The 20333-nt window shown below is 45.4% G+C and carries 15 protein-coding genes and 1 pseudogene; 5 read left to right on the forward strand and 11 right to left on the reverse strand.

Annotated features, from left to right (window positions below; genetic code table 11):
* Positions 1 to 64: 64 nt before the first annotated feature.
* A pseudogene (locus tag AR383_RS07475) lies at positions 65 to 1721 on the forward strand (AMP-binding protein).
* A 312-nt stretch (positions 1722 to 2033) separates the two neighbouring features.
* Here AR383_RS07475 and AR383_RS07480 read toward each other — a convergent pair.
* The 3 genes from AR383_RS07480 to AR383_RS07490 all read right to left on the reverse strand — a co-directional run bounded on the left by AR383_RS07480 (position 2034) and on the right by AR383_RS07490 (position 7451).
* A complete protein-coding gene (locus AR383_RS07480) occupies positions 2034 to 2549 on the reverse strand; it encodes a hypothetical protein (protein ID WP_055732567.1) in 516 nt (171 codons plus the stop codon).
* On the reverse strand, positions 2546 to 4762 hold the full coding sequence (locus AR383_RS07485; protein ID WP_055732568.1) for a hypothetical protein: 2217 nt from the start codon (positions 4760 to 4762) through the stop codon (positions 2546 to 2548). Before AR383_RS07485 ends, AR383_RS07480 begins: the two co-directional genes overlap by 4 nt.
* A gap of 1426 nt (positions 4763 to 6188) precedes the next feature.
* Positions 6189 to 7451: a carbohydrate porin gene (locus AR383_RS07490; protein WP_198150217.1), complete on the reverse strand. Its 1263-nt coding sequence runs from the start codon at positions 7449 to 7451 to the stop codon at positions 6189 to 6191.
* A gap of 535 nt (positions 7452 to 7986) precedes the next feature.
* Here AR383_RS07490 and icd point away from each other — a divergent pair.
* Positions 7987 to 9240 carry an NADP-dependent isocitrate dehydrogenase gene (gene icd, locus AR383_RS07500; protein WP_055732570.1) on the forward strand — a complete coding sequence of 418 codons (1254 nt, stop codon included), beginning with the start codon at positions 7987 to 7989 and terminating at the stop codon, positions 9238 to 9240.
* 47 nt (positions 9241 to 9287) lie between these two features.
* Here the strand turns inward: icd and AR383_RS07505 are convergent, their stop codons facing one another.
* Positions 9288 to 9851: a hypothetical protein gene (locus tag AR383_RS07505; protein WP_055732571.1), complete on the reverse strand. Its 564-nt coding sequence runs from the start codon at positions 9849 to 9851 to the stop codon at positions 9288 to 9290.
* 171 nt (positions 9852 to 10022) lie between these two features.
* Entirely contained in the window at positions 10023 to 10970 is a 948-nt protein-coding gene (locus tag AR383_RS07510; RefSeq protein WP_055732572.1) for a LysR family transcriptional regulator, read from the reverse strand.
* A gap of 402 nt (positions 10971 to 11372) precedes the next feature.
* On the opposite strand from AR383_RS07510, the gene AR383_RS07515 reads away from it, so the two are divergent.
* Complete coding sequence (locus tag AR383_RS07515; protein ID WP_083481534.1) at positions 11373 to 13232, forward strand: putative bifunctional diguanylate cyclase/phosphodiesterase; 1860 nt, start codon at positions 11373 to 11375, stop codon at positions 13230 to 13232.
* Positions 13233 to 13258: 26 nt separating this feature from the next.
* On the opposite strand, the gene AR383_RS07520 is transcribed toward AR383_RS07515, so the two are convergent.
* From AR383_RS07520 to AR383_RS07535, 4 genes are all read right to left on the reverse strand, one after another.
* Entirely contained in the window at positions 13259 to 15559 is a 2301-nt protein-coding gene (locus AR383_RS07520) for an FdhF/YdeP family oxidoreductase (protein WP_055734985.1), read from the reverse strand.
* Positions 15549 to 16487 (reverse strand): formate dehydrogenase accessory sulfurtransferase FdhD, encoded by a 939-nt coding sequence (gene fdhD, locus AR383_RS07525; RefSeq protein ID WP_055732574.1) that lies wholly within the window; start codon positions 16485 to 16487, stop codon positions 15549 to 15551. The genes AR383_RS07520 and fdhD overlap by 11 nt, the downstream gene beginning before the upstream one ends.
* Positions 16488 to 16586: 99 nt before the next feature.
* A complete protein-coding gene (locus tag AR383_RS07530; protein ID WP_055732575.1) occupies positions 16587 to 16952 on the reverse strand; it encodes a 5-carboxymethyl-2-hydroxymuconate Delta-isomerase in 366 nt (121 codons plus the stop codon).
* A 133-nt stretch (positions 16953 to 17085) separates the two neighbouring features.
* On the reverse strand, positions 17086 to 18030 hold the full coding sequence (locus AR383_RS07535) for an endonuclease/exonuclease/phosphatase family protein (RefSeq protein WP_055732576.1): 945 nt from the start codon (positions 18028 to 18030) through the stop codon (positions 17086 to 17088).
* A gap of 181 nt (positions 18031 to 18211) precedes the next feature.
* Here AR383_RS07535 and AR383_RS07540 point away from each other — a divergent pair, with 181 nt between their 5' ends.
* Positions 18212 to 18487 carry a DUF3634 family protein gene (locus AR383_RS07540; protein ID WP_055732577.1) on the forward strand — a complete coding sequence of 92 codons (276 nt, stop codon included), beginning with the start codon at positions 18212 to 18214 and terminating at the stop codon, positions 18485 to 18487.
* Between the two features lie 25 nt (positions 18488 to 18512).
* On the opposite strand, the gene AR383_RS07545 is transcribed toward AR383_RS07540, so the two are convergent.
* Positions 18513 to 19253, reverse strand: a complete 741-nt coding sequence (locus tag AR383_RS07545) for a substrate-binding periplasmic protein (protein ID WP_055732578.1) — start codon at positions 19251 to 19253, stop codon at positions 18513 to 18515.
* A gap of 200 nt (positions 19254 to 19453) precedes the next feature.
* Between AR383_RS07545 and AR383_RS07550 the strand changes: the two genes are divergently transcribed.
* Positions 19454 to 19804 carry a DUF2750 domain-containing protein gene (locus AR383_RS07550; RefSeq protein ID WP_055732579.1) on the forward strand — a complete coding sequence of 117 codons (351 nt, stop codon included), beginning with the start codon at positions 19454 to 19456 and terminating at the stop codon, positions 19802 to 19804.
* Between the two features lie 94 nt (positions 19805 to 19898).
* Here AR383_RS07550 and AR383_RS21715 read toward each other — a convergent pair whose 3' ends face one another.
* Positions 19899 to 20069, reverse strand: a complete 171-nt coding sequence (locus AR383_RS21715; protein WP_188407405.1) for a PA3496 family putative envelope integrity protein — start codon at positions 20067 to 20069, stop codon at positions 19899 to 19901.
* Positions 20070 to 20333: the final 264 nt, after the last annotated feature.

The following is a 20333-nucleotide window of genomic DNA, read 5'->3' on the forward strand; positions in this document are numbered from 1 at the left end:
GCTCAGCTTCGTGGCTAACAGCAGCGTTCAAACAATAAACAACCGTCGCTGGCGAGGAAAAATAATGAATTCAACAGACCAACCTTGGTTAAAAAGTTATCCTGAGGATGTACCCGCTGAAATCAGCACCGAACAGTTTGAAAACCTACTCGAATTGTTTGAACACAGTTGCCAAAGAGCCCCCAAGAAGTGGCCTTTGTTAATATGGGTCACAACCTCACCTACCAGCAGCTCGATCAAAAATCCCTAGCCTTTGCCGCCTATTTGCAGCACCTAGGTATGCAAAAGGGTGAGCGCATCGCGCTAATGATGCCTAACTTATTGCAATACCCCATCGCCCTGTATGGCGCACTACGTGCCGGCCTTGTGGTGGTGAACGTAAACCCCTTATATACCCCAGAGAATTAAAACACCAGCTGTGTGACTCTGAAGCCACAGCGGTAGTCGCCGTAACCAACTTCGGTAATAGTTTGCAGCAAGTGATTAAGCAGACTCAGGTAAAACACATTATTCTTACTAGCATTGGCGACCAACTAGCCGCGCATAGGCGCACCTTGGTTAACTTTGTGGTGAAGTATGTAAAAAAAATGGTGCCCAAATACAATCTACCCGGTGCCATTTCAATGCGACGCGCCCTCACCGAAGGCAAAAACATGGCTTACCAAAAGCCCAGCATTTCCGGCGATGATATTGCCTACCTGCAATACACTGGCGGCACTACCGGGCGAGCCAAAGGCGCCATGCTCAGCCACTACAATGTACTGACCAACGTAATTCAAGTGTATTACCACTTTGGCCCACGCACCCTGCAAGATAAAGAACACGCGGTAACACCGCTGCCGCTGTACCATATTTTTGCCAATACCGTGAGCATGATGTTCATCTTGTACATTGGTGGCAAAAACCTATTGATTACCAACCCACGTGATCTCGACAGTTTTGTTAACGACCTGAAGAAGTACCCGTTTACCATGATCTTCGGTTTAAACACCCTATTTAACGGTTTGCTGAAACATGAAGGCTTTAGACAGTTAGACTTTTCCAGAGCGCGTTTCACCATTGCCGGCGGCATGGCGACCCAAAAACACATTGCCGAACAATGGCAAGAGCTTACCAAAATGCCCGTTATTGAAGGCTACGGTTTAACCGAATGTTCGCCAGTAGTGGCCGCTGGAACGCACCTACAACAAGCCTTTATTGCTTCTATTGGTGTGCCGATGCCCAGCACCCAAATCCGCATTGTTGATGAACAAGGCCAAGAGCTAAATGTAGGTGAAGTGGGTGAGCTAGAGATAAAAGGCCCGCAGGTGATGCAAGGCTATTGGAAGCAGCCCGAAGAAACCGCCAATGTACTCAGCAAAGACGGCTGGATAAAATCTGGCGACATTGGCCGCATGGACGAAAACGGCTACTTCTTTGTTGAAGACCGTAAAAAAGACATGATTTTGGTTTCTGGCTTCAATGTATTTCCTAACGAAATCGAAGAAGTCGCCACCCTACACCGCCACATTGTTGAAGCCGCAGCAGTAGGCGTACCCGATGATGTTACCGGCGAGCGGGTAAGACTATTTGTGGTATGTGACGCCAGAGTGCCCAGAGATGAAATTAAAAAGCATTGCCGTAAACACTTAACCGCTTACAAAATGCCCAGAGAAATCGTCTACCGCGAAGAATTACCCAAGAGTAATGTGGGCAAAATCCTCCGCCGAGAATTGCGCTAAACCCACATAAACAAGGACCTAGCCAGTGACTAGGTCCAATCCGATATATCAATCCAAATACATTCGTTTTACCGCATACCAGCAAACCTAAACGCGCTCCCCCCTACACTAGGAACAACTCATTTTTGGACAGAAACGTTTTAGAATATTTGAACTAATAATATTGCTTCGGATTATTGTGAGTATGGGAAAGTGCTAATTAGGAACATTACAGGGCATTCTTAAAAAGAAAGAGCTTATGTGTCCAACCATCGGGGTCCACTTCTAACATCATCTTTTTGCTCACTTAGCATCAGAATAACTGAGGTACCTCTAGAGCTCGCCATTATCAATTTTTTTAGCAACCAGCTTGAGCTCTTCTAGTAAACCATTGTCAAATAACATTTCATCAGTAAAACAAAACTCTTGCTGCTTTTTAATTGTAACGCTTCCATATCTATTACGACTTGCGTTTGCTAATCCATAACCGGGCGTACCAAACCAGCGACTAGCTACAAGTTTTTCACCAGCGATTTCCTTAGCGTACGTGAACTCGCCTTTCCTTAAACCACCTTCAGCCTCTGTTTTCATGAACTTCTGCTCAATAGCATTGATAAACCAAGATAAACCTGACTTAGGTATTTCTATAAATGAGCCTCCAACCCACTTTTCTGGCTTACCATTCACAGGTGGAAAATAACCTTTAGTTGCCCAAATTAGATACCCATCATCTAGTAGCAAATAGTAGTAATCTGTATTTTTGTTATTAAATGTAGGTTGCGAATAATGCAAAACTACTCGTTTATCCGTATCAAGCTTATTTGGGTCGGTGTTATTAAATATTCTCATAAGTTAATCCGCTTAATTGCACCTAGGTCTTCCAACTTACCTAGCTGTTGTGGATTCCTATCATAAGTAAAGACTTCGACAGGGCCATAAGCTACTTTCCCAACAACATTGGTATCACGAGTCATGCCATTGCCGGTGAAGATTTCCCATGCGCTAATTTTGGTAGCTATATCATGCCGCTCGCTTAATAAACCAATCGTTTCAGCATCATAACCAAGCGCTTCAGCATACTCCCGCCTCTTTATTGGATTATTCATGTCTATTCCTGCTTCCCACGCTTTGTTAGCGAAGTCTTCATATTTAGGCGCAAAATCCTCGTTCATTACTCTTTTGGCTATACTTGGGTCAATCCCCATATCAGGGTTATTAGCAATTATTTTATTTATGTTATCGAAAGTGGGAATAATAGATACGACATCCCCAGCATCAGCCAATTGTTGATTATCGATAAGCAACATCGTGTAATTTTTATTTGGGTCATATCTAGTACCAAAAGCATTCAGTATGAGTTTCGCATCGCTATCCGCATGCTCGACTTGGCTCATGGGGGCGGTCCATGTCACTGCGCGGCCATTCTTAACCTGACCAATTGTGCCAGAGTCCTTTGAGTGCCCAGTCTCAATAATACGCACTAACACATTCTCGTTAAGCCCGTTTTCTACAATATTAAGCTTATCTTCAAGGGTATAGGGTGTTTTTGGCAGTGGAGAATTAGAGGCTCTGGCTTCGGCAATAGCATCTTTAGCTTTGCTTAAGCGCTTTTCTGCTTCATCGATAGTTTGTACTGGGCTAATACGCTTTGGCTTATGATTAGCAGGCTTTTGTTTTGCCGCATCAGTAGACACTTGTGCCCCTGCAGGCTTAGCAATTTGTTGTTCAACTTTTCCGCCAGTACGGCCGGATTGAGTTTTAAATCTGGCTTTTTGTTTTAGTTGCTTAGCAAGCTTTTTAAATAGGCCACCAAGTTTATCTAAATGGCGCACCTTGTTAGCGGCTACAGCGGCGGTACCTGCACCTCCAGTAAGGGCGACGAGAACTGCGCCTAGCACAATATCAAATATGGCAGCGCCGCCCATTTCGGTAAGCTCGGTATGATGCTGTGCGTCGGCAAAGTCTTTTACAAATTGCAGTAAGGCCGTTTGAGTTTCGTCGTCATCACTAATAAAGCTGGCAATTTCGTAGGCTTCGGTGAGGTTTTCTTTGGTAATAGAGGCGGGGTCAAACCCTAATGCTTTTACATAAGCTTGGTGTTGCTGAGCCGTCCAATTGTTGGCAAAGCTGGTCGCCCAACTATCATTGTCTTCAACATTATAAGCATCCCAACCAGCGTTAAGGGCTCGCTTAAGTTGCCCTTGCATAGAGCCAAGCTCTATAAGGTTATAGGTAAATTCAGCGGTATCACTAAGCGCACCACCAATCCCAGTTAACAGAGAGCCAATACTCGATACCCCCTTTTCAAGCGCATTTAGCTCACCATATTCGGCGGCTATTTTGGCGCCCTCTGCTCGCTCGGCGGTAATAATGCTACTGAGTACGGCAGTTATCTCGGCTCGAGTAGCTGCAATGGCGGCGTCATTGGGTTGCTCGCCAAACTCAACATCAACGTTATTGGGTTTAAGGTTAGGTAGATGCGCTAAACCATCAGCATCGAGCATGCCTTTTAATACTGTGCCGTCAGCTAAGGTTGCCTTGTAAGGCAAGTTGGCCGCAGGTGAGCCATCTGGTAATGCGCAATACAAGTCTAAAGCTTCGCGAATGTCTTCAGTTGATTGTCCACCTTGGCCCAAGGGCTTTTGAGCTGGCTTAGCGCGAGTAACAACACTCTCTGGCAAAGCTGCTACAGGCATGCCGCCTTCCATATTCGAAGGCGGTGGTGGAGCAAAGTTTGCACCTTTAAGCACCTTAACCTCACCGCTCACAATGCCATTACTCAGCCAAGCAATTTTCTGCTGCTCGCTTTTGTGGCCGGCCATGTAATCGCCAGATACCTGAAAGTAGAGTTTGTTTAAGTCAAACTGATAACCCCACATAGGGCTATGGTTTTGCAGTAAGGATTGCGCCCAATATGTATCGATATGGTGATGAATCAATTCGCCAGAATTAGGCACATAGCTTACATGCCTAGGTAAGAACATATAAGACTGGCCAAAGGCATCCACTAACAGAGTTTGGTTAAACTTAGCTTGCTCGAAAGGGTTAGCGTTTGGGTGCATTATAGCCTCCCAAACACGCCATCGATTTCACTGCCTTAAACATGCGGTTCCTTGCTCGCTTATCTGGACAAAATTGACTTAAGAATCAATAAGGTCGTGATGTTATCAGGCTAATAACAAGGGAGTCAATATAAATATTAAAATACTCATTAAGCTTAGCGCTAGAGATGAGGTTAATTTGCTGAAAATACAAAGTTTAGTTTGAGTTATTTTAGGTTTGAAACTCCTAATGGGGCAAAAACTTTTCACTCTCGATAGTCAAGACTGCGCTTTTATATCCCATCATCTTCGCCGAGTAGCGTAAATGAACAAGGGATTAAGTTGAAGTCTGTTTGAGCGTAGCGAGTTACTTCAACGCCCTTGGGAATGCGCAACGCAGGATCTAAGAAGATGCAGGGCAGCCTTTCTTTTGCTTGTAAGCTTTAGCAGTCAAAGCTTATGACGTCGCCATAGCGAAAGCTTTTATCCCGTTACTAACACAGAATAGGGCAAAAACCTTCCCCCACTCTCGATACTCAAGGTTGCGCCTTTTCATCCCTTCATTATCGCCGAGCAACGCCGTTGACAAGCGATGAAGCCGAGCACTGTTTGAGCGCAGCGAGTTGCGCAGGCGCGCTTGGAAACAAGTCGCGCAGGATAAAGATAATGCAGGGCGAGCTTTCTTTTTGCTTCGTTTTTCTTTGCTCGTCAAAGAAAAATGACGTCGCCGTAGGCGAAAGCTTTTATCCCGTTACTAACACAGAATAGGGCAAAACCTTTCCCACCCTCGATACTCAAGACTGCGCTTTTTCATCCCTTCATTATCGCCGAGCAACGCCGTTGACAAGCGATGAAGCCGAGCACTGTTTGAGCGCAGCGAGTTGCGCAGGCGCGCTTGGAAACAAGTCGCGCAGGATAAAGATAATGCAGGGCAGCCTTTCTTTTGCTTCGTTTTCTTTGGCTGGTGCAAAGAAAATGACGTTGCCGTAGGCGAAAGCTTTTAATGTCCCGAAGATGCAAAGCTCATTAAATAAGCTGAATGCTTTTTTACCCCCTTAATCTTCGCCGAGTAGCGCAAGTGAACAAGGGATTAAGTTGAAGTCTGTTTGAGCGCAGTGTTTACTTCAACGCCCTTGTGAATGGGGTGAAAGCTTGGCTTTAAACAAAGCATCGCTTTGTAAGCTTGAACACAGGATCTAAGAAGATGCAGGGCAGCCTTTCTTTTGCTTTTAAGCTTTAGCAGTCAAAGCTTATGACGTCGCCGTCAAGGCGAAATCATCACTAACAACTATCAACAAAAATAAACGATGATAACGAGACTGACAGCCCCAAAAACAAACAACCACACCTTGACCCCAAAGCACTTTATAGCAGATACAAAAAAAGGACCTAGCCAGTGGCTAGGTCCAAACTCAATATAAGTTATAAGGTTTATTTAACTCAGCGCTTACCACCAAGATTCGAACATTGCACCTAGAGCAAGGGTATCTTGTCTTGCTTCAATTAATTCGTTGCTGCGTACTTCGTTATCAACTTGACCAGCAGTCACGTAAAAACGCAACATTGGGCGAGCGTTAGCAAACGCGTCAATCACCATGTTTTGAGAAACAGTTACTTTCCACGCGGTGTTTTTACCACCTTGCTGGTAATCTACCATAGAGTAACCCGCTTCAATCCAAGTTGAGTGAGTATTGTTCCAAGCGTACATTGGGCGAACAATGGCACTGTAGTTTGAACGTGCGTCAGCTGAGTCTTTTGCATCGTAATCGTGGTAACCACCTAAGTAACCTAGGCTGAAGGCTTCAGATACATTTACCTGACCTTCTAAGCTCAAGTACAAAGTGGTTAAATCATCAACTTTGTTGTAAACACTGGCATCAGCGTTATCGGCGTAACGAGCCACCACTTGGTTATGACCTTTGCTCCAAGATTGGTCTAGTACTGCGGCAATTTGGTAAGCATTAATCTTGTCTTCGTTAACTTTTACGCCGTTGTCATCGTATTGGTCACTTTCAAAACCATAGTTGAATAGGAAGCTCAAAGATAAGTTATCAGCTAAGCTAATATCATGAAGTTTAGAGGTAAAGGCGTAGTTGCCGTTGTCTCCTGGCCCGTCAACTTGACCAACAATAGAGAAATCTAACTTAGCAGCTGAACCTAATTCTAAGTTGTAAACACCACCACCTTGACCATCGTGGGTCATCCAGAAGTAGTCATTAAGATTTTGTTGCGGACGTTGGTGGAAGTCTCGACCCGCCCAAAAATAGGCATTAGGTTGTGAAGCAAAAATATTAGTACCGCCAGCGTAGAATTTTTTAAGCGCTACATCACCGTACTCATCTGGTGCTTTCCACCAGTTTTCTAACATTAATACCACATCCCAAATCGCACCACTGTCGCTTTGGAAGGCTTTAGCAAACTGAAATTCACCGCCGTTTTCTTCGTTACCTAAACGACCAGCAGCTTGTCCTGCTAGCTGCCCTTCAGCACGCACGTATTTGTTATAATCATCTGAGTAGTGCAAACCATAACGAGCATAACCAGAGAAAATAATACCTTCCTCTACTTTAAATTCAGGATCAAGAACCACTGGTTGATGTTCTTCCATTTGCTCAATTTGTGCGGCATTTGCTTGCTCTTCTGCAGCAGCAACAAGAGGAGAACAAACCAAGGCCGTTGCAATGGCAGATGTAAGCACTTTCATTTTCATAGAAAAAACTCCAAAGGAATAATATTTTTTATAATTTTACTTTAGCGATATAAACACCCTCGCTTTCGATTTGAAATATAACTCCAAAAAATCGGTATTTATGAGATAAAAATCACGCAAACAAAGCTTTACAGCGGCAAAGATCACAATTTTGAATCAAAGCCAAGAAATAGAGTTTAACACCATAAAAACAATATGAAAAAGCACAAAAACAAACATAAACTAAAATTAATAGTATCTAAAACTAAATAAATCCTATAAAAATGCTTATTAAGATAATTAAAGCAGTCACTTTAAAGACAAGATAAACCAGAAATCCACGCATAACCTTACAATAAAACACCAAAAACAAAAAAGAATAAAAAACCAAAAATAAACCATTTATAAAAATAAAAGAAAATACAGCAAAAGCTTTGCTGTATTTTTTGAATGGCACAAAACCACACCTAGTTCACTTCTTACTAGGGCTAACATTGCGAGGGAAAAATTAGCCTAGTAGAGTGCCATTTAGACGCAATTAACAGCAGGCTAAAACATGCCCTACCAACATATAATCGAGCCCGCGGATGGGGAAAAAATTGTCATAAACGCCAAGCAGGAGTTAGTTGTTCCCGACAAACCCATCATTACCTATATAGAAGGTGACGGCGTAGGCGTAGACATTACGCCAGTCATGCTGAAAGTGGTTGATGCCGCGGTACAGCAGGCCTATGGCGAGCAACGACAAATAAAATGGATGGAGGTGTTTAATGGAGAAAAAGCCGCCAACATGTACGATGGGGATTGGTTTCCGCAAGAGACACTGGCGGCGATCCGAGAACATCATGTCGCGATTAAAGGGCCGCTTACAACCCCTATTGGTGGTGGCTTTCGCTCGCTTAATATCTCGCTACGTCAAGAGATGGACTTATTCGTTAATATTCGCCCGATTCGTTGGTTTAAAGGCGTGCCTTCGCCGCTTAAACACCCTGAATTAACTGACATGATCGTATTTCGTGAGAACTCAGAAGACATCTATAGCGGAGTAGAATGGAAAGCAGGCAGCCCCGGAGCTGAACGAGTGATCGACTTCCTACAGCAAGAAATGGGGGTGAATAAATTACGCTTTAGCGAAAACTGCGGTATTGGCATCAAACATATCTCGGAGCAGGGCTCAAAGCGGCTGATTCGCCACGCCATCCAATATGCCCTAGAGCACCATCGGGACTCGGTTACCCTTGTGCATAAAGGTAACATCATGAAATTCACCGAGGGAGCCTTTAAAAATTGGGGCTATGAACTGGCCGAGCAGGAATTTGGCGCGCAAGTTCACAGCAATGGTTACTGGCTAGAAATCCCCCGCCCAAACCAAGCGCCCTTAATCATTAAAGACATCATCGCCGACAGCATGTTTCAGCAGGTCACCCTGCATCCGGAACTCTACGATGTCATCGCCACCATGAATCAAAATGGTGATTTACTAGCCGACGCACTGGCCGCCCATGTTGGCGGTATTGGCATTGCCCCAGGCGCAAATATGAGCAGTGAAGTAGCGTTTTTTGAACCCACCCACGGCACCGTGCCGCGCCTAGCGGGTCAAGATAAGGTCAACCCCTGCTCGATTATTCTCTGCGCCCAGATGATGCTAAAACACATCGGCTGGCAGGAAGCCGCAGAGTTAATTAGCCAAGGTTTAGATGGTGCGATTAGCGCTCGTAAGGTGACTTATGATTTTGCGCGAATGATAGAGGGAGCCAGCGAAATAAGCTGTTCGGCTTTTGGTGATGAGATTATTAAACACTTTAGTTAATGCTAACAAAGCTAGCCAAGTGGGTACTTGGCTAGCTTTGCTGATGCTTAGGCTTGATTTAACAGCCCTTCTGTAGCGACATACTCGGCGCGCTTACGCGCCTGGGCAATGCAACTCACGTTGTCTACTGGTGGGTTCACTTCAATATGGCGGCTGTTATAGCCAAGCAAGTGGTGCGCCCGTTTAAACACCGCCTCAAATAACTGGGCTTCTTCCACGGTGCGAGTACTTAAAGATAAAATCATTTGCTGCTGTTCGGCCAGTAACGTGGTGATTAGCGCATCCAAGATACAACTAGGCGTGGCACAAGCATGTTCATCAAGTACTGCCTTACTATTGCCCGCGCTAATATTAATCCGCATTGGTTGGCGTAAGCTCAATTCAGCTTGTTGCAAATGCTGCTGGCTGCCAATCTCCTGACTTTGCTGATTTAAACGACGGTAAGTAGCGCCAAATTCATCTAGCAAAGTAGTTAAAGTATCAAAAAACACCCTTGCACTTAGCTGGCTCGCCACAAGCAGTTGTTGCTCAATAAACTTCAGCATATTTGCTTCAACATATAGTCGTTCTTTGTGTTGGTAACCTTGTTCGCTCTCTAATTTTGTATTCATAGCCAACTTCCTTATTTCACCTAGTATCGTTATTGCAGTGCTTTGTTATGCAAGCCTCACTGTTAACTTAGCGCTCCAGTAAAATAAAATGAAATTATACTTTTCAATACAAACTATAGATTCCATGAATAGTAGTCTTAAACCCTAGGAAATGACTGCCATTGCCAAGCTTTATCTGTCTAGCACACTGGCGGCAAATTCACTTAACGAGCGACGCAACCACTGATGCGCCTTAGAGTGCTGTAATAAGGGGCTCCAGATCATTTTGCTTTCTATGGGCACAATCTGAAACGGTACCCGTACAATCCGTAAGTCAGGGTTGTGCCGATACAACATGGCATGACGCCGAGGCAAAGTAGCAATTAATTGCGGTTGCGCCACCAACAAGCCGGCCAAAGAAAAGTGTCGGCTATAAACACGTATATTGCGCGTTTGCTCTAGCTGCGCCAGCGCCTCATCAACCCATGACAGTTTATGTTCGTGGGCTCGGTTAGCCAAAGAGCTCTCCGGCCCCCAACCGGCTCGACTCACCGATACATGTTCGCCCGCCAAGTAAGCCTCTAAGCTCTGACTCGTGGCATAGGGATGGTCTTGATGTAGCAAGCAGCAGAAATTGTCTCGCCATAAACTTAATTGATGAAAATTCTTAGGCAGGCTATTAAAACGATTAATCGCTAAATCAATATGGCCTTTTTCCATGTCGCTAAGGCGAATATCCCCCGGCCCATACAGGTCAAAAGTAATATTGGGGGCGCTGGGCAAGACTTGTTGAATAAACGGGGCCAGTAAACATGCTTCAATATAGTCGTTACACATAATCCGAAAACTAAGCTGACTTTTGGCTGGAGAAAAGTCCTTATCGGGTTGGGTAATTTTTTCCGCCATACTCAACAAGCTGACGATTTCCGGCTTTAGCTTATTGGCCTTCTCGGTGGGGGTCATGCCTTCGGCGGTGCGCACCAGTAAAGGGTCATCAAATAATTCGCGTAAACGTTTTAGCGCATTGCTCATGGTGGGTTGGGTTAACGACAGCTTCAGCGCGGCGCGAGACACGTTACGCTCTTCGAGCAATACATTTAAGTAAACCAGCAGGTTAAGGTCGACCTTTCTTATATTCATAGAATCTATGCACTTAGATTTTGCCATTCACCGTTTTATATAAGCCGTTAGTGAGACCGCAGTAAAGCTTGCAGGCAAAAAAGCGTGATAACTCACGGTTAATCGGTGAGTAAAGTGCTAACAATAGAGCTAAATGGCAGGCTCAACGTTGCCTATAAGAACCGGCTCACTTGCACGAATAAGGTTCGAACGGCTTGATAAAATCAGCCGCTAAGACCAATAATTCAGAAGACAAACGCTTAGCTAAATGCCATTGATAATAAAGAAAAAGCTCAATTAAAATGCTTTGCGAAGCTAGCACCAAAGGGAACGCTTATTAGTAACAACGAATTAAATGTAAGTATTCAAAGAGATGCGGCAAGGCTACTGTACGACAATGCCTTACCGGGAATACTCATAACTATGATAACTTCTACCTTTCTGGTATTCAGCTTCAGCGTTCCAGCAGCAGAACAATTTAAATACATTTGGTGGGTGCTGATGATGAGCCTACTGTGCGTAAGGCTGATCGACTGGAAAATTTGGACCCGCCCCAATAAAGACCCTCACTTCGATGGCAAAAAAGCCGTATATCGTTTCGTGTTTGGCGCCAACCTTACCGCCATTATGTGGTCGATTTACGTCGTCACGGTCATTGTTAACAGCAATACCAGCGACATTAACTTAAGTGCTCATCTGATTATTGTATCAGCCATGGCCGGTGGCTCTGCCACCGTGTTAGCCGGACATAAACCCACGGCTATCTTTTTTTCTTTTGTGTTATTGGTTCCCGCCTCGCTTGCTCTGATCGCTTCGGGTATCCAGGAACAACGTATGTTGGGGATTCTAGGACTATTATTTGGAGTGGTGATGGTGGCCATTTCCAAAAAAACCGCAGTATTTACCGCCCAAGCGATGTTGCTAAAAAACCAAAATGCGGTACTAGTTCATGAAATGGAAGAGCAAGTTGAACAGCGCACTCAAACCATTTACCAACTGTCTAACCTCGACCCTCTCACCGGCTTATTCAACCGCACCGCCTTTCTTAAACACTTAAAGTTAACCCTAAGAGTGGCGCAACAACAGCAGCAACCTTTAGCAGTATTGTTTATCGATCTTGATGGCTTTAAAAAAATTAATGATGCGATTGGTCACGACATTGGCGACCAAGTTCTCACTCAAACCGCGCAACGCTTAAAGCACCTACCCTTAAACAGCAAGCTGCTCTGTCGCTGGGGCGGTGATGAATTTGTTATGGCCGTAGAAAACTGCGATGAATTAGCGGCTAAGCTATTGGGCGAAGAGCTCATCGATGTTCTTTCAGCGGCCTATACCTTTGAAAATAACCGTTTCACCGTGGGTGCAACAGTAGGCGTGGCACTCTGTCCGCAACACTCGCGCGACGGACATAGCTTAATTCGCTTGGCCGATACCGCCATGTACGCCCAGAAGAAACGAGCCCCCTCTTACGTTGGAGTATTTTCTAAAACCTTAGAAAAGCGCATTCACCGCGAATTAACTCTTAAAGATGGTTTAAGTGAAGCCATTGAGCTAAACCAGTTTCACTTGCTCTATCAACCCATTGTGCGGGCCAGTGACTGCCATGTGGTATCTTTTGAGGCGCTACTCCGCTGGACGCTTAACCAAGAGAATATTCCCCCCGATGAATTTATCGCCATTGCCGAGCAATATGGGCAAATCCGCCATATTGGTGCTTGGGTACTAGAGCAAGCGTGTAAAACCGCCAGCCTCTGGCCTAAACACATTGCAGTCTGTGTCAATGTTTCGGTGGTGCAACTACAAGATGACGACTTTGTAGCCTTGGTGGTTAGGCTGCTAGAGCGTTACCAACTCAGCGCCGAACGGCTGCATATTGAAATGACCGAGTCGGTTTTCACCAGTGATATCAGCTTCTTGAGTGAACAGATACAAGCCTTACAAGACTTAGGAGTGAAAGTCTCCATTGATGATTTTGGTACTGGTTATTCGTCTTTATCCAGCATGCAAGATTTAGCCGTAGATACGGTGAAAATTGACCGTTCCTTTGTCAATAACATCGACAGTAATGGCCATGCCATTATCACCGCGGTGATGCAAATTGCCAAAGCCTTAGACTATTCAGTAGTGGCCGAGGGCATTGAAACACAGCAGCAATTAGAAAGCCTACGCCAGTTAAACGTAGACTACCTACAAGGTTATTACTTTGCCAAGCCCTTAACTGAGCAAGCGGTCCAACAGCTGCTTAGCTCCAGCGCAGCTCCCAAATTAATCAGGGGCAGCTAGTTAAATTACTTTCTCAAAGTGCTTGATTAGTGGCTTATTATTGGCGGGGCGCTACAGGGAGTAACGACCACTGCCACCGACTTAGATGTGGGTGTATCACTAAAATCCCCCTTACTGGCCAAAGGTACCAGCGGGTTTGCTTCGGGGAAGTAAGCGGCCGCATTGCCCAGCGGAATATCATAGGCGATCAGCCTAAACGCCAGCACTTTACGCTGTTGCTGATCCGGCCAAAGCGCTTCAATATCCACCCAATCACCGTCTTTCATGCCTAAATCGGCAATATCTTGGGCATTTAATAACAGTATCTTGCGCTCGTTATAGATGCCTCGGTAGCGATCTTCAAAACCGTAAATGGTGGTATTGTATTGATCGTGAGAACGCAGAGTTTGCAAAATAAAAATACGGTTATCGCTAAGCTCTCTTATTGACGCCGGTACCACATCTTCAGGCAAGGCATGACTAATAAACTGCGCTTTAGCGCTGGCGGTATTCCACAAACGCTTGCGAGCGCTGTTGCCTAAGTAAAAACCGCCGGGCTGCTGCAAGCGCTGATTAAAGTGCTCGAAGCCCGGAATGGTGCGCTCAATGTCATCACGAATACGATCGTAGTTATCGATGTAGGCCAACCAGTCGACTGGCGAAGCGCCCAATACCGCATTGGCCATGCCAGCAATAATAGCCGGTTCAGAACGCATATTATGGCGGCTTTCATCCACCAAGCCCTGTGACGCATGCACCATTGAGAAGGAGTCCTCCACGGTGACCTTTTGCGGGCCGCTAGCCTGCATGTCCACATCGGTACGCCCCAAACAAGGCAGAATCAATGAATATTTCCCTGGATTAACATGAGTGCGGTTGAGCTTGGTAGCAATACTTACGGTAAGTTCGCAATTGGCTAAGGCCTGCTCTATCAACTGAGTGTCGGGAGCTGCCGCCAGTATGTTTCCGCCCAAACCAATAAACACTTTACTGCTACCATTGAGCATTGCTTCTAAGGCTTGAACTACGTTATGCCCATGTTTTCTTGGTGGGGTAAAACCAAACACTTGCTCAATACTGGCTAATAACTCGGCACTGGGTTTTTCATTAATACCCATGGTGCGATCACCCTGAACATTGGAATGGCCGCGCACCGGACAAAGCCCGGCCCCTTCTTTGCCTATTTGGCCAAATAACAACTGCAAGTTAGTGATTTCGTTAATCGTTGCGACCGAGTGCTTATGTTGGGTAATGCCCATTGCCCACGCAATAATCACTCGCTCAGACTGTTGGTAAATATCGGCTACCGCTTCTAGCTGAACCTTAGTTAGTCCCGATTGCTGTTCGATAAAATCCCAATGAGTCTGTTCTACTTCAATTAAATAGCTAGATAGGCCTTCGGTATGTTGCTCGATAAAGGCTTGGTCAAATACCGACTCGCCATGCAATAAAGCCTGATGATGGCGATCCAGCAAGATCTTCACCACCCCTCTCACCGCGGCCATGTCACCGCCTAGCTTGGGCGTATAATAATGACTAGTAGTAGGGCTTGCGCCTCCACTTAGCATCTCGCGGGGCTTTTGCGGATTGGCAAAACGCTCTAAACCACGCTCTCTTAAATTATTAAAGGCCACCACTTTAGCGCCCCGTTGAGTCGCATGGGCGAGTGTTTCCAGCATTCTAGGATGATTCGTTCCGGGGTTTTGACCAAACAAAAAGATCGCGTCGGCCAACTCAAAGTCTTCAATGGTCACCGTACCTTTACCCACACCGATGCTGGCGTTTAAGGCATGACCACTGGCCTCATGACACATGTTGGAGCAATCAGGGAAGTTATTGCTACCGTAGCGACGAACAAATAACTGATAAAGAAAAGCCGCCTCATTACTGGCCCGCCCCGAGGTATAAAACTCAGCTTGGTCGGGGCTCTCTAGTTGGTGCAGGTGTTTGGCAATCAATTGAAAGGCCTCATCCCAAGAAATAGCCTGATAGTGATCGCTACCCGGCTGGTACACCACCGGCTCAGCGAGACGCCCTTGGAACTCTAAATAGTAATCACTTTGCTTGGCCAGCCAAGCCACCGAATGCGCAGCAAAAAACTGGCTATCCACCCGCTTTGCCGAAGCTTCCCAGTTCACCGCTTTGGCGCCATTCTCACAAAAACGAAAGGTGGCTTTATTACCCTTCTCACCCCAAGCGCAACCGGGGCAGTCAAAGCCGTGGTCTTGGTTGGTCTTTAATAAGTTTCTAATGTTTTTAGCGACGTTTTCGCTTTTTACAATATGTTTTGCGGTACTGGCTAAGGCTCCCCAACCACCAGCGGCGCCCTTATAGGGTTTATGACTCATACTGCTTACCACCATCTACGATCCGCCACGGGGCGTGATACACATTAAAACGCTGGGATTTAACAAAACCCAACAAGGTAATATTAAACTGCTGCGCCACTTTCAAAGCGAGGCTCGACGGCGCCCCTACAGCCAATACCACTGGAATATTTGCCTTTACGGCCTTTTGCATTAACTCAAAACTGACTCGTCCGCTTAATACTAAAACCGAGCGTGGCGCGACTTGCTGCTCCAGCAAAACTTGGCCAATCACCTTATCTACCGCATTGTGTCGACCTATATCTTCCGCCACCGCCAACCATTGACCGTTGGCGAATAAGCCTGCGCCATGCACTGAGCCTGTTTGCTGAAACACCTTTTGTTGCTCTTGTAACAGCGCGGGTAACTGGTATATCACTTGGGCATCTAGCCATGCTTGAGTATTATCGATATGGCCTTGCTGCTGCAGCGCTAAGGCCTTGACTGAACTAGCACCACATAAACCACAGCTTGAATAACTAGCAAAATGGCGAGTCACCGCTGACCACTGAAAATTTAGCTGAGGACTAAGTTCTATATCAATTTGATTGTAGTCAAACTGTTGCTCGGAGTGACTAGCAGGGTGATAACTTAACTGCTGCAGGTCACTCAAACTATGAATAATGCCCTGACTAAATAGAAAACCAAGCACTAAGGCTAAATCTTGGCCGGGGGTACGCATAGTGAGGCTAAGTTCGGCTTGCTGTTGAGCTTGACGAGTATGACAGAACCAGTTCAGCCATAGCTGTAAAGGCTCTTCTATGGCAATGCTGTCAAGTTGACTGGGAAGGGCTTGTTCAATTTGATGGGAATAACGCCGCAAGGCCACTTGCCGATGAGCAGCAGCATCTAGCGAGTCTAGCTCTAATTGAAAGACTCTTCTTTTACAAACCGGTTTAGGCTCTAGCATACAACCCCTAGTCAGGCGCTAAACAAACAACTTTCAGCCTAATCAAAAGCCGCCCACAACACCAGCATTTTACCCCAGCTTAACTAACGACTGTGAGGTCTATATCGCTTCACTGACACCTGCGATTAAGGCGCGATTGGCATAAGAGTGCAAGGCAATGTCACGCACCTCAACAGAGATCATCTCAACCTGCGGCAGCAGCGCACATACCGCGCTGGCAATATCCCTAGCTAGGGCCTGTTTTTGAAACTCACTGCGCCCACTCAGAATGTGCACATTGATGTGCACATAAGGGGCTCTTTTACCACCAACACGATAGTGGTTGGCTAACACTAAACGCGCTTTCACATCTCCGGCGCTAAACAAGCCCGACGCCTCGGCGGCATCATGCACGGCTTCAACCAATACATCAAAATTCACGATCCTTGCCAAATCGGCTGGACACTCAATCACGCAATGAGGCATCACTTTTCCTTAAGGTTTACCGTAAGCTATCCATTCAGCGTATTATTCTTAACCAAAAATATGACAGTTAAAAATAATTCCACGCATTTTATTTATTGCTTCAATCAACAATCTTTACAGTAAGCTAACTTTACTACTCGGCATTAGCTGCATCGGCAAACCAAGCTTTTATCTCTACCATCACTGCGGCATGATCGCTAGCTTGGCTATCTATAGCGTAATCAGCATGGGTTAAATGCCGGTCGAAGCAACGATAAGCGATAACTTCGGCCACTTGTTGCTGGTAATCATTTGCAAACTCACCAGACAGTAAAATGTAATCGAGTACACTGCCTTCGCCGCCCCAGTAGTGGCTGGCTGGGCGTGCACTTTGTTGAGGGCTGAGCAAATAGCCATCGTGTAGGCGCCAAGCTTGTTCTATAGGATCTTGGCTTGGTTGTGGTGGGTCAAAAATATGCGAAAGCGCACCTTTCGACAAATCGTCGTTAAAATCACCCATTACCATTACAGCCTCTAACTTGTGCTTACGGCAAAGCAGTATGTCTTCCATTAAGCTGCTGACTTCTTGAGTGCGTAACTTATCCGCCTGCCAACGCCCAAGGTACTGTTCAATATCTCCCGGAGGTTGAGTGGCCGCCTCATCTAAAATGGGCCGTTTCGATTTTAAATGCAGTACATACACCTTGACCCAACCCAACTGAGGCAGTTTAACTCTTGCCACTAAGGGTTGGCGGCTAAATTTTTCAGCGCTGGCAGCCTGATACAGCGACACTTGGCGCAGCGGGAAACGACTGGCTAAAGCTAAACCAGGTTTACGATAAACATAACTGCCAGCATCTAGTTGGCTAGTGGTAGCCAGAAAATAAGGATAACCCAAGGCCTTACACTGCTCCGCTAGGGCATCGGCACTAAATACCTCCTGAAAGGCCATCACATCGGCGTCGGCTTGCTTAATTAGCCGACTAAGCCAGGCTTGCTTTTGCTGCCACTGAGAAGCTTCGAGAATATTATCAAACTCGTAAGCCGCATAGGGAGGAGCTAAATAATTCAGTAAGTTTAAACTGAGAAACTTAATCACAATGACTCGGTTAGCTAATGGACTAAGCCACTTTGCTTTATTCTGTCGGTTGTCGCAAGCATAAAGCCTGTAGCGATTAGATTAGCCTCTCAGACTTTAGCTGAAAGCATGGCCATCAAAGACCCGTTATTTTAGGATAAAGCCTTAGTCTTATAGAACATTAGTGGGCCAATAACACTCCATGTTAAAAGCGATTACAGCCGTATTTGTCATTAAAGTTGATGGCATCAAAGTCACCGTTAAAAAAGGCCAAGTGCCTGATTACTTTATTCGAGAGATCAAGCTAATCCAGCGCAGTGCTCAGGCCATTCAGGGAAAAATTTATGGCATGCGCCGCGGCCAGCAAATTAATTTAGAATGCTCCAGCTCGATCCCCGAGAACATTTTGCAGCGGCTACGCAATGTGTGGAAACCCAACCCAAGCCCTAAAAATGACGGGGGCTTAAAGCGCCGTTAAGTTGGTTACCAGTCACGCGCAAAACTTAAGGAGCTGCTATATTATTTAGCTGGTAAAAGTCCTGAATGGTTTTGTCCATTTGCCCAGACTCCACCATGCCTGCTAGTCGCTGTTCTAACTGATAGCGCTGCTCATACAAAGGCGAATGACGCGAAATGCCAATATACACGTCACTATCGTAGGCCGTTTGATAGGGAGCGATTTTAAACTGTCCTTGCCAACGAGGATGGTTTTGCGCGAGGTGGCGCCCTACCTCACGAACCAAACAAACATCCAAGCGTTTTCGCACCAACATACTTAAACATTCGCTATTGTCGTTGAGCTTAACTTTGTTAATTTGAGGATCCTCGTCAAAACGACGAAAATGCTTAGCTCCATTTTTCACCCCAATCACAAAGGCATAGAGATCGCGGTAGTGCTCTAGCGGCAGCAATTCCTGCTTGCGTAATACAAAGTAGTAACGCGCCGAAACGATATAAGGCGGTTGAAGAAAGTAAATATCGCGCTCTCGCGAGGCAGTTTTAATCAGACCAGCGGAAATATCTACTTCGCCCAACTTTAAACTTCTTAAACGGCGGGCAAAAGGCAGGTAGGAATCGATGTGGTAAACCTTAGCTTGCTCCACAAACCGCTGCATTACGTGATTACTCAGTAGGGTAGCTTTAGTTGAGTAGGCCACTCGCCATGTCGACGAAGTGTTAGCCAAGGCACTGGTGGCAACGCTGGATAAGGCCAATAGATACAGCGCTAGCCTTAAGACCGTCATTAGCGAAAAATCCTTTTATCGTTATTAAGTCTTTGAAAAATAGCTTCAAACTAGATTTAACATTAGTAGCAAAATTTATCGCAGAAATAAACCCATACCCTAAACAGCCCTAATGACACATTGCCAGTATTAAGCATAATAAGCGTTGCTAAAACGCCGCCAATAGGTAACTATCTAGCTCCACAACTAAGGGGAGTAACATGGGTAAGTCAAACCATAGTCTTTTAGACTTCAGCCAAGCCGTTATTGAAAGTGGTCAGTTATGGGTGCTCAGCGTCGACGACGAGTTTGTGGTTGTCGATTCCATCGAGTTTGATAATACAGATGTGATGCCGGTTTTTTCGAGCCAAAGTAAAGCCCAAGCTCTGTGTGTTGAAGATTGGAGCAACTATCAAGCGGTAGCCATTGAATTAGAAACCTTCTTCGACGAGTGGCTGCCCGGCCTTGACCAAGACCAAGTGATGTTAGCACTAGATTTAGATGAGAACCTCGTTGGAGAGGAACTCGAGCCCTTTAAACTGGCCAAGCAACTGGCCAAAGACGAGTTATAAACAACCTTTCCGACATAAAAAATGCCACGCAAAAGCGTGGCATTTTTTTTAAATTAGATCCGCAAAGCAGTCTTAGTTGAACAGTCTTAACTGTCTAATAGCTAGTATAATCAGCAATATAGTCGTCTAACTGCCTCTTTTCATGGTACTCATCTATTCTTCTACGAGTACGCGCCATGTTTTTCACTTTTTTGTGTTGCTTAACATGGTGGGCCTTGTCTTCTTCATCCCACTCATCAATATCGTCAAACCGTGAGAATTTCATCTTCTTTAACCTTATTTAGCTAAAAATAATAAAGCTTATTACTGACCCCAGCGTTAGCTAAAAGAATGCTTGGGTGCCTTATCAATTTGCAGCAAAAAAAAGCCTTGGTCAATATTTTTTATCACCCAGAAAAACCAACAACAAACACTTAAAAAACAATAACTTAAATGAAAAACAAAGCTAAACCGCTTAAGCAAAACTTTCTAATCGTCACGACAAATAATGTTTGTTTTATCTCGGCTTTTTTTGCTGCCATTATCGCGC

The organism is Agarivorans gilvus, assembly GCF_001420915.1.
Lineage (GTDB): Bacteria > Pseudomonadota > Gammaproteobacteria > Enterobacterales > Celerinatantimonadaceae > Agarivorans > Agarivorans gilvus.